At 68.6% G+C, this 12,551-nt stretch carries 13 protein-coding genes; 10 read left to right on the top strand and 3 right to left on the bottom strand.

The features are described from left to right. Positions 1-102: 102 nt before the first annotated feature. The 9 genes from ABZ833_RS34465 (at position 103) to ABZ833_RS34425 (ending at position 8,192) form a co-directional block, all read left to right on the top strand. Entirely contained in the window at positions 103-747 is a 645-nt protein-coding gene (locus ABZ833_RS34465; RefSeq protein ID WP_361055161.1) for an HAD family hydrolase, read from the top strand. Positions 748-893: 146 nt separating this feature from the next. After that, complete coding sequence (locus ABZ833_RS34460; RefSeq protein WP_361055158.1) at positions 894-1,652, top strand: VC0807 family protein; 759 nt, start codon at positions 894-896, stop codon at positions 1,650-1,652. Positions 1,653-1,745: 93 nt separating this feature from the next. After that, a complete protein-coding gene (locus ABZ833_RS34455; RefSeq protein WP_361055155.1) occupies positions 1,746-2,963 on the top strand; it encodes an MFS transporter in 1,218 nt (405 codons plus the stop codon). After that, entirely contained in the window at positions 2,914-4,089 is a 1,176-nt protein-coding gene (locus ABZ833_RS34450) for an acetoin utilization protein AcuC (RefSeq protein WP_249588552.1), read from the top strand. The genes ABZ833_RS34455 and ABZ833_RS34450 overlap by 50 nt, the downstream gene beginning before the upstream one ends. 237 nt (positions 4,090-4,326) lie before the next feature. Continuing rightward, positions 4,327-5,142 carry a phosphatase gene (locus ABZ833_RS34445; protein WP_361055151.1) on the top strand — a complete coding sequence of 272 codons (816 nt, stop codon included), beginning with the start codon at positions 4,327-4,329 and terminating at the stop codon, positions 5,140-5,142. A gap of 134 nt (positions 5,143-5,276) precedes the next feature. Next, positions 5,277-5,486 (top strand): helix-turn-helix domain-containing protein, encoded by a 210-nt coding sequence (locus ABZ833_RS34440; protein ID WP_157869005.1) that lies wholly within the window; start codon positions 5,277-5,279, stop codon positions 5,484-5,486. 125 nt (positions 5,487-5,611) lie between these two features. Then, positions 5,612-5,710, top strand: coding sequence for an AURKAIP1/COX24 domain-containing protein (locus ABZ833_RS34435; RefSeq protein WP_003948845.1), 99 nt, complete (start codon positions 5,612-5,614; stop codon positions 5,708-5,710). A 350-nt stretch (positions 5,711-6,060) separates the two neighbouring features. Next, positions 6,061-7,107 (top strand): NAD-dependent epimerase/dehydratase family protein, encoded by a 1,047-nt coding sequence (locus ABZ833_RS34430; protein ID WP_249588550.1) that lies wholly within the window; start codon positions 6,061-6,063, stop codon positions 7,105-7,107. Positions 7,108-7,121: 14 nt separating this feature from the next. Beyond that, a complete protein-coding gene (locus ABZ833_RS34425; protein ID WP_361055147.1) occupies positions 7,122-8,192 on the top strand; it encodes a lysophospholipid acyltransferase family protein in 1,071 nt (356 codons plus the stop codon). Between the two features lie 83 nt (positions 8,193-8,275). Here ABZ833_RS34425 and ABZ833_RS34420 read toward each other — a convergent pair whose 3' ends face one another. The 3 genes from ABZ833_RS34420 to ABZ833_RS34410 form a co-directional block, all read right to left on the bottom strand. After that, complete coding sequence (locus ABZ833_RS34420) at positions 8,276-9,514, bottom strand: DUF5667 domain-containing protein (protein WP_361055144.1); 1,239 nt, start codon at positions 9,512-9,514, stop codon at positions 8,276-8,278. 298 nt (positions 9,515-9,812) lie between these two features. Continuing rightward, positions 9,813-10,604 carry an ECF subfamily RNA polymerase sigma factor, BldN family gene (locus ABZ833_RS34415; RefSeq protein ID WP_249588547.1) on the bottom strand — a complete coding sequence of 264 codons (792 nt, stop codon included), beginning with the start codon at positions 10,602-10,604 and terminating at the stop codon, positions 9,813-9,815. A 301-nt stretch (positions 10,605-10,905) separates the two neighbouring features. Continuing rightward, positions 10,906-11,853: an HAD-IB family hydrolase gene (locus ABZ833_RS34410; RefSeq protein WP_249588546.1), complete on the bottom strand. Its 948-nt coding sequence runs from the start codon at positions 11,851-11,853 to the stop codon at positions 10,906-10,908. Between the two features lie 125 nt (positions 11,854-11,978). Here ABZ833_RS34410 and ABZ833_RS34405 point away from each other — a divergent pair, with 125 nt between their 5' ends. Next, positions 11,979-12,257 carry a glutaredoxin family protein gene (locus tag ABZ833_RS34405; RefSeq protein ID WP_249588545.1) on the top strand — a complete coding sequence of 93 codons (279 nt, stop codon included), beginning with the start codon at positions 11,979-11,981 and terminating at the stop codon, positions 12,255-12,257. Positions 12,258-12,551: the final 294 nt, after the last annotated feature.

Raw genomic sequence — 12,551 nt, 5'->3', positions numbered from 1 at the left:
CAGGGGGGACCCTGTGGGAGAGTAGGACGCCGCCGAACTATTATTAACGGGAAACCCCCGCACCCTCTGGGTGCGGGGGTTTTCTGCGTTTAGGGTCGGGTTATGCGATACGACCTGGTCATCTTCGACAATGACGGCGTCCTTGTGGACAGTGAGCCGCTTTCCAACACGATTCTCGCCGCCTATCTGACCGAGCTCGGGCACCCCACCACGTATGAGGACTCCCTCCGTGACTACATGGGGGCGGCCGTTCATCGCGTACACGATCTTGTTCTTGAGCGCAGTGGGCAGCGGTTGCCCGAGGATTTTGATGTGACCTTCCACGCTCGTGTCTTCGCCGCCTTCGAGCGGGAGCTTGAGCCTGTGGCGGGGGCCGTCGACGTACTGGAGAAGCTGGTGGCCGGTGGGGTGCCCTACTGCCTTGCCTCGTCCGGGAGCCACGAGCGGATTCGGGTCGGGCATCGGCGTACCGGGCTCGATCGGTGGTTCGGGGACGAGCGGATCTTCAGTTCCGAGGACGTGGGGCGGGGGAAGCCGGCTCCGGATCTCTTCCTCTACGCCGCCGACCGCATGGGAGTGGCGCCCGAGAAGTGTGTCGTGGTCGAGGACAGTCCGCTGGGGGTGCGGGCCGCTGTGGCGGCGGGGATGGATGTGTACGGGTTCACCGCCATGACGCCGGCGGAGCGGCTCTCCGGGGCCACTGAACTCTTCGGGGACATGGGGGAGTTGGCTGACCTGCTCGTATGACGCGGGCCGGGGATTCGGGCTGACATTTGTCATGGCGAGGTCCGGACGATCGTTTCTGTCGGCCGATGGGTCCTCGCGGCGAAGCTGAGTGCGTCGAGAACGAACGGGACGCACACAGTGACAGTGACGACGGAGGACCGGACGCCATGAGCCAGCTCGCCACCCCAGCCTCGGACATAGCCACAGCCACGGACACGGCTACGGACACAGTCCCAGCTGTCGTAGAAGGCTCCGGTCGGCAGTCTCGGTGGGAGTCGCTGAAGCCGCTCGTCCTGGACGCGGTCGTGCCCACAGCCTCGTACTACCTGCTCAGCAAGGGCTTTGGGATGAGCACGCTGGCGGCGCTCGCCTGGAGCAGTGTGGTGCCTGCAGGGCGGACGCTGTGGAGTCTGGTCAAGGAGCGCCAGGTCAACGGGCTCGCGGCGCTCATCCTGGCCGCCAACGTCGTTGGGCTGCTGCTCAGTCTGCTGGCCGGGGATCCCCGGCTGATGCTCGCCAAGGACAGTGGGATCACCGCGACGATCGGGATCGCTGTGCTGGTGTCCGTGGCTGCCGGGCGGCCGTTGATGACCGTCGGGCTCAAGCCCTGGGTCACCAAGGGGAATCCGGTGCGGACCGCTGCGTGGGAGCGGCTGGTCGCCGAGCGGGGGCGGTTCGCGCGGATGGAGCGGATGTTCTCGGTGCTGTGGGGTGTGGCGCTGTTCGGTGAGGCCGCGGTGCGGGCCGTGGGCGCGTACACGCTGCCTGTCGACACCATGGTGTGGCTCGGCGGCGTGATCGCCGGGGTCACCATCACGGTGACGGTCCTGGTGAGTGGTGCCCTGGTCGTCGATCCGATGGAGAAGAACGTGACCGAGGAGGTGGCCGGGGAGGTGGCCGGGGAGGTTGCCGGGCTCGGGCGGTGACGGGGTGTTCGCCTCGTCTCGGGGCGGGCCGTGGGGAATTGGGTGGGTGATCTATCTACCCACCGGTAGTCAGGGGTCCTACGCTCAGCAGCCATGACAGATGAGCTGCGGCGCGGCAGGGCCTCTTTGGCGTTCAGCTTCCTGGTGCAGGGCGTCACCTTCGCGTTGCTGGTGACGCGGATCCCCGCCATTCAGGATCAGTACGGGATATCCGACGGCCTGTTGCCGGTCTTCCTTGCCGCCGTGCCGATCCTCGCCGGGGTCGGGAGCGTGGGCACGGAGTGGCTGGTCAAGAGGGTGCCGCCCAGTCGTGTGCTGCGGTGGACGCAGCCCGTGGTGCTTCTGGCGCTGCTCGGGGTCGGTGCGGGTGACGCCCTGTGGCAAGTGGCCGTGGCGCTGGGGGCGTTCGGGCTTTCGGTGGGGGCGCTGGACGCCTCCATGAACATGCTCGGGGTGAGCCTGCAGCGGGCGTACGGGCGCAGCATCATGCTGGGGTTCCACGCGGCGTACAGCCTGGGCGGGATCGCGGGGGCGTCGGCCGCGTGGGCGGGGGCGCACTGGGATCTGTCGCTCTTCGTGTCGTATCTGCCGGTGGTCGTGGTGCTGTTGCCGGCGGCGTTGGTGGGGAGTCGGTGGTACGTCGACGCCGATGCCGGCGCTGATGCGGCTGCCGCGGGTGAGGGGAAGGGCGGGCCCGTCGTCTTCAAGCTGCTCCTGCCTCTCTGCCTGGTGATGACGTTCGCGTACATCGGGGATTCGACGGTCTCCAACTGGAGCGCGAAGTATCTGCAGGACGTCCTTGGGAGTTCGGAGGAGGTCTCGACCGTCCCCTACAACGTCTACATGGTCATGACCCTGCTGGGGCGGGGGCTCGGGGACCTGGGCGTGCGGCGGTTCGGGGCCGTGGCGGTGGTGCGGGTCGGGTCGGTGGTGGGCGCTCTCGGCTTCGCGATCGTGGCGGTGGCGCCCGGGGCGTGGACCGGGATTCTGGGGTTCACGGTGCTCGGGCTCGGGCTGTGTGTGATCGTTCCGCAGACCTTCGCCGCGGCGGGGCGGCTCTTTCCCGGTGCTTCGGACGCCGCTGTCGCCAGGCTCAATGTCTTCAACTACGTGGGGTTCCTGATCGGTTCGCCGCTGGTGGGTGCGCTCGGGGACGCGTGGAACTACCGCGGGGCGATGCTCGTTCCCATGGTGCTGGTGCTCATGACCTTGTTGTACGCCCGGTCTTTCGCCCCCGAGACGGACCGATACGGTGACGGGCATGAGCGGCCGCGCACAGCTGATGTGGGACGAGGCAGTAACGGGCTATGACTTCGGTCCTGAGCACCCCATGGACCCGGTCAGGCTCGCGCTGACCAGAAGCCTGGTCGGTGCCTTCGGGCTCGACCAGGAGCTGGACGTGGTCGCGGCCAAGCGTGCCGGTGACTCGACGCTGCGGCTCGTGCATCGCGAGGACTATGTGCAGGCGGTCAAGGCCGCTTCCGTCGATCCGGCGTCGGCGGACGGCAGCTATGGCCTCGGAACCCCGGACGATCCGGCCTTCGCGGGGATGCATGAGGTGTCGGCGCTGATCGCCGGGCAGTCGGTGGGCGCGGCCGAGGCCGTGTGGCGTGGCGAAGCGCTGCATGCCGTGAACTTCGCGGGTGGGCTGCATCATGCGATGCCGGGGTCCGCCTCGGGGTTCTGCATCTACAACGATGCCTCGCTGGCGATCGCGCGGCTGCTTGAGCTGGGCGCCGAGCGGGTCGCGTACGTGGACGTGGACGTGCACCACGGCGACGGGGTGCAGGCGTCCTTCTGGGACGACCCGCGGGTTCTGACGATTTCGCTGCACGAGCATCCGCGGACGCTGTTTCCGCAGACCGGGTGGCCCGAGGAGACGGGTGCGGACTCCGTGGCTGAGGGGTCTGCCGTCAATGTCGCGCTGCCGGCGGGGACGGGGGACGCGGGGTGGCTGCGGGCGTTCCACGCGGTGGTGCCGGAGCTGCTCGCCGACTTTCGGCCGCAGGTCCTTGTCTCGCAGCATGGGGCCGACACGCACTTCGAGGATCCGCTCGCTCACCTGGCGGTTTCGCTTGATGCTCAGCGGGCTGTGCAGGTGGCCTGCCATGAGCTGGCGCATGCGTACGCCGATGGGCGGTGGGTCGCTCTGGGTGGGGGCGGGTACGCCGTGGTGGATGTGGTGCCGCGGTCCTGGACGCATCTGACCGCCATCGCCGCGGGGCGGGAGATCTTGCCTTCGGCGGATACTCCCGAGGCCTGGCGGCAGGAAGTCTTCGCGCGGACCCGGCAGTTGGCGCCTGCGCGGATGAGTGATGGGCGGTGGCCTGTCTCCTGGGCGGAGTGGGAGGACGGGTACGACCCTGCGGATCGGCTTGATCAGGCTGTGCTTGCTGCTCGGCGGGCGGCGTTTCCGTTGCGGGGGTTGTTGGCGTAGGGGGTGGGCCGTGCCGGTTCGGGTGGGCCCTGCGGGGCTTTCCCCGATCCCGCCCCTTCCCGAAACTGGGGCTCCGCCCCAGACCCCGGCCCCTGGCGGCCCCTGTTGATCGGCGCCCCGTGGCTTCGGTGTTGTGCCCACCACGGGGAGCCGTGAGAGTACGTCGCGTTAGCCCAACTGTGGGGGGTTTCCGGGGTTTTGAGGGCGGGCGTCCAACTGGTGCGTCAGCATCGTGCCGTGTTGAGCACCGGAGCATTGCGTGCGCATCTGTTGGCTGCCCGGTTGGCCGGGCCCGTGGCCACCACTCGGGAAGAGAGCCTGCGGAGCTATCGGCTCTTCGCGGCCCGGGACCCGCGGATACTGCTAGGGCTCGATCCCGAGTGGAGCTGGGGCCCCGGTGACTTGCTGGGGCTGATGGCGGACAAGTGCGGGGTCTCCGCCGACCCCGGGCACACCTCGGGGGTCGATGTCATCGACCCGGAGCGGACGCTGGCCGCGCTCGACGCCTTCGCCGAGAGGCTCGCGGAGGCGGCGCGAAGGGGGCTTCCCGTGCTCTTCGGGACGGGGCATCCGCACCGCCTACTCGGCTTCTACGCCGCGCTGGCGGACGCTTTGTCGGCGGCCGGGTGCACCGTACTCACCCCCGCGCAGGGCAGCAGTGTCGACATAACGACCCGGTTCGGTCTACGCACGTACAACCTTGACTACGTACAAGGAGTCGCGCTGGTGCGGGAACCCGGCGCGCGTCCCACCGGGAGTGAGACCGGCGCACATACCCACTCCCCACTCCCGGTTCGAGCCGCTCTCGCGGCCGCCGCGGAGGGCGAAGGACCGCTTCCAGAGCTCGTCATCGGGGACCACGGATGGGTCTGCGGGGCTGGTCAGCTGGGGTTTGAGGCGATCGGTCTGGCGGATACGGATGATCCCGCGCTGTTCGTCGGAGAGGCCGAGGGGCAGGTGTCCGTCGTCGTTCCGCTTGATGACGCTGTGCGGTCTGATTACTACCGACCGCTTACTCGCTATGTACTCAATCGAGCGTGTCTGTCACAGTAGGCGGCCGATCGCTACTCCTCTTCCCCACTCGCATCATCCGCCCCTAGTCTGGGGAGTGAGCGCGCAGAGACGAAGAGTCACCGGAAGGGGAAGCCGGTGCCCGTCACATGTGCGGAAGGTTCAGGTGGGGTGTCATGGCTGCAGACCAGAGGCCGCTGAACGAGGTTCAGTTCTTGACCGTGGCGGAAGTCGCCTCGGTGATGCGAGTGTCCAAGATGACCGTGTACCGCTTGGTGCACAGCGGTCATCTGCCCGCCATCCGGGTCGGAAGGTCTTTCCGGGTCCCGGAGCAGGCGGTTCACGAGTACCTCCGCGAGTCCTATGTAGGGGTCGAGGCGGGCTGACCGGAGCCGGTCGATCCCCCTCGATTACGTCCCTCACCCGGGGGCGGGTAGGCTAGGCCGACGTAGGTCGTGTGGGCCCAGTCTGCTGCCCCGCACCGAGTGAAGAGAAGTGAGCGAGGGTAGTCGTGGGCTCTGTTATCAAGAAGCGGCGTAAGCGGATGGCCAAGAAGAAGCACCGCAAGCTGCTGAAGCGCACTCGCGTCCAGCGTCGCAACAAGAAGTAAGCGACAGCTGTACAGCGTGTCCCGAAGCCCTCCCGTCATCCGGCGGGAGGGCTTCGGCGTTTTGCGGGCCGCCTCCGGGGCACCCGCCGGGCGTCTTCCGGCCGGTTTTCGGGCCTCGCCGGACCGCCTGGGGGCTTGTTTCGAACGTATGCCCTGGGCAGGATGTGCGTCCCGATCCGGAGTACGTCCTGGTCTGGGCGTAGGGCCTGGTCCGGGCGGTTTGCTGTGGCTGTCGTCACTTCCTGCATCAGGCGGTCATCACAGCGCAACATCGACCCGCTAGCGTGTGCCAGGAGAGACATGATGGGGCGCGGCAGGACTTCGAGGGCTGGGGAAGGCAGGCGCTGATCTTGGGCAAGGTCGTGCTCGTGACCGGGGTGGCCCGACAACTGGGCGGGCGGTTCGTCCGACGCGTCCTGAGGGACCCCGAGGTCGACCGGGTGGTCGCCGTGGACGCGGTCCCCCCTGAGCACCATCTGGGCGGCGCCGACTTCGTCCAGGCCGACATCCGGCAGCCCGCGATCGCCAAGGTGCTCGCCGAGTTCTCCGTCGACACAGTCGTGCACATGGACGTCACGGGCACGGCGCTCGCCGGCGGCAACCGCGGCTCGCTCAAGGAAACCAACGTCATCGGCACGATGCAGCTGCTCGGCGCCTGCCAGAAGTCGCCGACGGTGAAGCGGCTCGTGGTGAAGTCGAGCACCAATGTGTACGGCTCCGCGCCGCGCGACCCGGCGGTCTTCACCGAGACGACGCCGCCGAAGTCGCTGCCCAGCGGTGGCTTCGCCAAGGACACCGTCGAGGTCGAGGGGTACGTACGCGGCTTCGCGCGCCGCCGCCCGGACGTGGCGGTCTGTGTGCTGCGTTTCGCGAACATCCTGGGGCCCGCCGCGGACTCCCCGCTCGCTGAGTACTTCTCGCTGCCGGTCCTGCCGACCGTCTTCGGCTACGACCCGCGGCTGCAGTTCGTGCACGAGGACGACGCGATCGAGGTCCTGCGCCTCGGGGCGCGCGATCCGGAGCGCGGCACGCTCAACAGCGGCACGTTCAACATCGCGGGTGACGGACTGCTGCTGCTCTCGCAGTGCTCGCGGCGCCTGGGGCGTCCGACGCTGCCGGTGTTCATGCCCGCGGTCACCTGGGTCGGCCAGGCGCTGCGCACCCTGGGCATGACGGACTTCTCGCCCGAGCAGATCAGGCTGCTCACCCACGGCCGGGTCGTGGCCACCCGGCAGATGCGCGAGACACTGGGCTTCAAGCCCAAGTACACGACCGCGGAGACCTTCGCGGATTTCGTACGCAGTCGGGGTCCGGGACTTCTGCCGCCGCAGGCCGTCGCGGGGGCCATCGACCGGATCGCCACGCTGCCCTTCGCGGGCAACCAGAGCGCCAACTGAGGAGAGCGTCAACGATGGCGGACGCCAAGGTCATTCCGTTCGACGACGACCGGTCGCGCACGGGTGCGCAGCGCCCGGCGCGGCGCAGGGGCACGGCCCGGCGCAAGAACGATCCGGCAGCCGTGCGTGAGGTCACGGCCATGCCGGCGCAGCAGGACGGGGAGCCGCAGGTGGAGAGGGCCGAGCCGGAGCCCGCGCGGCCGGAGACCAGGGCCGGGGCCGAACCGGAGCCGCGGGGCGGTGGCGGTGGCCTGGAGCGGCGTGTCGCGGGTGGCCTGGCGTTCCTGCGCCGGCGGCTCACGGGTGACTACGAGGTCGACGACTTCGGTTACGACGAGGAGCTCACCGACCAGGTCCTGATGTCCCTGGTGCGGCCGCTGTACGAGAAGTACTTCCGCGTCGAGGTGAAGGGCATCGAGAACATCCCGTCGGATGGCGGGGCGCTGATCGTCTCCAACCACTCCGGGACGCTGCCGCTCGACGGCCTGATGATGCAGGTCGCCGTGCACGACAACCACCCCGAGGGGCGGCATCTGCGGCTGCTCGCGGCGGACCTCGTCTTCATGCTGCCGGTGGTCAACGAACTGGCGCGCAAGGCGGGGCACACGCTGGCGTGCGCCGAGGATGCCGAGCGGCTGCTCGAGCGGGGTGAGCTGGTCGGGGTGATGCCGGAGGGCTTCAAGGGCATCGGGAAGCCGTTCAGCGAGCGCTACAAGCTTCAGCGGTTCGGGCGGGGCGGCTTCGTCTCCACCGCGTTGCGGGCGGGGACACCGATCGTTCCCTGCTCGATCGTGGGGGCGGAGGAGATCTACCCGATGATCGGCAACGCGAAGACGCTGGCGCGGGTGCTCGGCTTCCCCTACTTCCCGATCACGCCTACGTTCCCCTGGCTCGGGCCGCTGGGGGTGTTGCCGCTGCCGACGAAGTGGACGATTCAGTTCGGGGAGCCGATCCCCACGGACGGGTATCCGCCGGAGGCGGCCGAGGACCCGATGCTGATGTTCAACCTGACCGATCAGGTCCGGGAGCAGATTCAGCACACGCTGTACAAGCTGCTGGTGCAGCGGCGGTCGGTGTTCTTCTGAGACGTGAGGGCTCTTCTGAGACATGAGTGAGGGGCCGGATCCAGAGGATCCGGCCCCTCACTCATGTCACTCATGTCCTGCCGCTACTTCGCGTCCTCCTCGTCGATCCCCAGGCCCGGCAGCAGGCCGGGAAGGATCGGCGGGACCGTGACGTCCGGCTTGGCCGACGGGGATTCCTTGTCGGACGAGTCGCCGTCCGACGGGCTGCTCGGAGTGGTGTCGGACTTCGGGGGGTCCAGGAGGCCGCCCGTGTTGCCGCCCAGCAGGCCGTCGTCCTCGCCCTTGTCCGGTGCCGACGGGCGGGGCTCGCCCTTGTCGGAGCTCGAGCCGTCCCGCGGGGACGAATCCGGGGACGAGGGGCTGTCCGGGGTCGAGGACCCGGAGGAGCCGCCCTGACTCGGCTGTCCCGGGGCGTTGCCCTTCTCCGGGGTGCGGGGGAGCAGGGAGCGGAGGGGGTCCACTTCCTGGTCCATCGCGTCGAAGACCGAGCTCACCTGCTCGCCCACGTCCCCGAGCTGGACGGGCAGCCTGCTCTGCAGGTCGCTCCAGCTTCTGCGGTGCGACTCGGCGAAGGCGGACAGGGTCTGGATGGGACCGAGCGAACCATCCCTTTCGTACGCCTCGTGCAGCAGGCGGTGGCCTTCCGTGGCGTCGTGCCGCATGCCCGAGAGGGCCCGCCTGATCTCGCCCAGGGATTCGTGGTCGAGGTCGCCGCTGCGGCCCCGCTCCATCAGCCGACGGGCTTCGTTCAGGCGCGTCGACGCGTGGTCGAGATAGATCCCGCCCTTGTCGCTGTCGTCGTCGGCCATGCCGAGCTTGAGGTCTTCCATGCCGCGCTTCAGGCCGTACAGCGAATCGCCCGGCAGCGCGTCGGAGCTGGCCGCGGCCACTCCGCTGAACGCCCCGGCCGCCACACCGACGGTGAGCCCGCCCGCGGCGATGCCCTTCGACAGCCTGGAGCGCGGCTTCAGTTTGCGCAGTCCCGTGGCCCGGTGGGCACCCTTGCGGGACCGCTGTTCGGGCACCGAGGTGCCGATCGTCCCACCGCCCGCGGCCGTGCCCTCAAGGAGCATGGCCTCCATGGCAGCTACGAGCTGGGCCCGCTGGACCACTTTGACCTCGGGATCCAGCTGCGGCTTCGGCAGCTCGCCGAGGTCCGTAGCGAGGGTCAGCATCCGGTCCGGGGCCGTCTGTTCGGACGGCACGGAATCGGGTGTGACGGAACCTTCGGACTGCTCGGCCGCCGGGCCCTGGTCGGATTGCTCCTCCAGGGCCTGGGCGAAGGCGTTCGCCCGCCGGTGTGCCGATACGTTCGCGATCACTGGCGGCACCTCCTCTCGTCATGACGGTCGACTCCCCAGGGGGTCCTGAGGGTTGCACTACCTGAACGCTTCCACACGATCGAGTGAGCGAGTGGGGCAACCCCTGCTCATTAAGAGCTCGGGGAGGATCAGGGGGCAACCACAGGGAGCCTGCATCCCGCACAACGAGTGTCGCGGCACTTGGGTTACGGACGGAGGATGATCGGACCGCCCAAATTCCGTGACGGCCATCTGGCCGCCACGGAGGGTGAGTTGAACGCTCCGCACGGCTACAGAGGGCTATGGGTGACGCGCGGCGCTAGCGCACGTCGTCCGGCAGGAGCCGGGCCAGCGTGCGGACCGCGCGGTACTGGAGGGTCTTGATCGCGCCCTCGTTCTTGCCCATCACCCGAGCGGTCTCGGCGACCGAGAGGCCCTGCAGGAAGCGCAGGGTCACGCACTCCTGCTGCTGGGGGTTGAGGCGGCGCACGGCTTCGAGCAGTGCGGCGTTGGAGAGGGACTCCAGGACGGAGTCCTCGGGGCTGCGCTCGACCTCATTGGCGTCGAGCATTTCGCCGGTGGTCACTTCGAGGCGGAAACGGCTCGATTTGAAGTGGTCGGCGACCAGGTTGCGAGCGATCGTGACCAGCCAGGCGCCGAAGTCACGGCCCTGCCAGGTGAACGTGCTGATGCGGCGCAGGGCGCGCAGAAAGGTCTCGCTGGTGAGGTCTTCGGCGGTCGCTTTGCCGCCGACGCGGTAGTAGATGTAGCGGTAGACCGTGTCGCTGTACTGGTCGTAGAGACGGCCGAAGGCGTCGGACTCGCCCGCCTGGGCGCGTTCGACGAGGTCCATCATGCGGGCGCTGTCGCTGTCCGCGGCGGGACGGCGGGGGGTGGGGGTTGAGGTGGCGGCAGAGGCGGAACGAGCCCGTCTGCTGACCGCCGCGCCGCTGTCCGCCAGGGCATAGACGGGCCCGGCGGGTGTGGGGACGGCAAATGCGGGGACGGCGGGGCCGGCGTACGCGGTGGGGACGAAGCCGCGCAAGCGGTCGGCGACCGTTGCGCGCAGCGTAGCCAGGCCCGAGGCGTCAACCCCGACGTGTGGGTACACGGGACTCCCAGAGGCAGAGCTTCCATCACGTGCAGTGCGAGACCGTTCACCCGTCGTAGCGACGTGTGGGGTCCGTAATGCGTCTGAGGAGAATAACGCTTCGTACAGGCGGCACTACACCCAGTTGCTCAAATCACCGGTTACGTCGCTTCTGTTACCGGTCTATGCCCGTTCAAGTAGCGCACAGTGAACGGTTGTTGATCGAAAAGGTCCACATTCCGTCTCGGCACGGGGCGTGTTGTGGCCGAGTGCTACCGGCGTGACTGGCGGGAGCCGGGGTGGGGTAGGACCGAGAGAATGTTCAGTGGCGGCGGCGGTGCAGGGCGATCGCCGCAGCTGTGCCGCCCGCGATGGCGCCGACGCCCGCGGCGGCCGGGATGCCGACCTTGGCGGCCTTGCGGCCGGTGCGGTAGTCCCGCAGCCGCCAGTCCCGCTCGCGTGCGTGCTTGCGCAGCTTCGCGTCGGGATTGATCGCGTACGGATGCCCGACGAGCGAGAGCATCGGGATGTCGTTGTGCGAATCGCTGTACGCGGCGCAGCGGGCCAGGTCCAGGCCCTCCGCCGACGCGAGCGCGCGGACCGCCTCGGCCTTCGCCGGGCCGTGCAGGGGTTCGCCGACGAGCTTTCCCGTATAGACGCCGTCCATGGACTCGGCGACCGTGCCGAGGGCGCCGGTCAGGCCCAGGCGGCGGGCGATGATCGTCGCCGTCTCCACCGGGGCGGCCGTGACCAGCCAGACCTTCTGGCCCGCGTCGAGGTGGGCCTGGGCGAGGGCGCGGGTGCCGGGCCAGATGCGCTCGGCCATGTACTCGTCGTAGATCTCCTCGCCGATGGACATCAGCTCGGCGACGCGGTGGCCCTTGACGATGGAGAGGGCGCTGTCGCGGGCGTCCTGCATGTGCTCGGGGTCCTCGACGCCGGCGAGCCTGAACCACGCCTGCTGCCAGGCGAATCGGGCCAGCTCCTGGCGCTCGAAGAACTTCCGCTTGTAGAGGCCGCGGCCGAAGTGGAAGATCGCGGCGCCCTGCATCACGGTGTTGTCGAGGTCGAAGAAGGCCGCGGCCTTGTCGTCGCCGACGACCGGGAACTCCGGCTCCGGCTCCTCGGGGGCGGACGCCCCGGCGAGATCGTCGAGTGCCTCCAGCTCCTGGGAGGACTTGCGCGCTGCCTCAGCCGAGGCCTCGCCTGCCAACACGCTCCGCGCGGTGGCGGAGCGCCTACGGGGGGTGAGCCATCCGAGAGCGGCCATGTCGTGAGCATAGCTAGTTCGTTCGGTCGTTCCGGAGTCGGCAGGATTCGGTGCTGTGAACTCTCCGCGACCGCACCGTTAAAGAGACGGGCCGCGCGGCGCGTCGGTGGGGCGAGAATGGTGTCATGAGCCCGATTTTTCGCCGTACGGAGAAGAAGAAGCCCCAGGACCGGACGGTCACCTTGATCGGTAAGCCCGGCTGTCATCTGTGTGATGACGCACAGCTGGTGATCGAGAAGGTCTGCGGCGAGCTGGGAGTCGTATGGGAGAAGAAGGACATCACGCAGGACGAAGAGCTCAACAAGGCCTACTGGGAACAGATCCCGGTGGTCCTCGTGGACGGTGAACAGCACACCTTCTGGCGGGTGAACGAAGATCGGCTGCGGCGCGAGCTCGCTCCGTAGTCCGAATCGTCACTGACCGACGAGTCCAAACGGCCCGAATGGTCCCTTAGGATCGAGGGCGGTTTGGTCTCGGGGGCGATGATCGTGAGGAGTGTGTGCGGTTTTGCCCCCATCAAGTGAGCACCGCAGCCTCATGTGTGCCGGTTCCCGGAGCGCACGCCGGGGGCGCGTGACCCCGGTCACGTTGGCCGGGCAAATCGGACACCATCTTTGTGCACGCGTTCACAAAGACATAGCCTGCTTTCGACGGGGCGGTCTGGGGACGTGTGACCGCCTGCAGCCCCGCTCTACCCG

Source organism: Streptomyces sp. NPDC047525 (assembly GCF_040643025.1).
Lineage (GTDB): Bacteria > Actinomycetota > Actinomycetes > Streptomycetales > Streptomycetaceae > Streptomyces > Streptomyces durmitorensis.
Note: the sequence above shows the minus strand (reverse complement) of the source record. Positions and strands in the feature narration are given on the sequence as shown.

Coding starts and splice junctions, on each gene's coding strand:
- ABZ833_RS34405 (WP_249588545.1), top strand. CDS start 11,979: ATGAGCCCGATTTTTCGCCGTACGGAGAAGAAGAAGCCCCAGGACCGG.
- ABZ833_RS34465 (WP_361055161.1), top strand. CDS start 103: ATGCGATACGACCTGGTCATCTTCGACAATGACGGCGTCCTTGTGGAC.
- ABZ833_RS34450 (WP_249588552.1), top strand. CDS start 2,914: ATGAGCGGCCGCGCACAGCTGATGTGGGACGAGGCAGTAACGGGCTAT.
- ABZ833_RS34455 (WP_361055155.1), top strand. CDS start 1,746: ATGACAGATGAGCTGCGGCGCGGCAGGGCCTCTTTGGCGTTCAGCTTC.
- ABZ833_RS34410 (WP_249588546.1), bottom strand. CDS start 11,853: ATGGCCGCTCTCGGATGGCTCACCCCCCGTAGGCGCTCCGCCACCGCG.
- ABZ833_RS34425 (WP_361055147.1), top strand. CDS start 7,122: ATGGCGGACGCCAAGGTCATTCCGTTCGACGACGACCGGTCGCGCACG.
- ABZ833_RS34440 (WP_157869005.1), top strand. CDS start 5,277: ATGGCTGCAGACCAGAGGCCGCTGAACGAGGTTCAGTTCTTGACCGTG.
- ABZ833_RS34460 (WP_361055158.1), top strand. CDS start 894: ATGAGCCAGCTCGCCACCCCAGCCTCGGACATAGCCACAGCCACGGAC.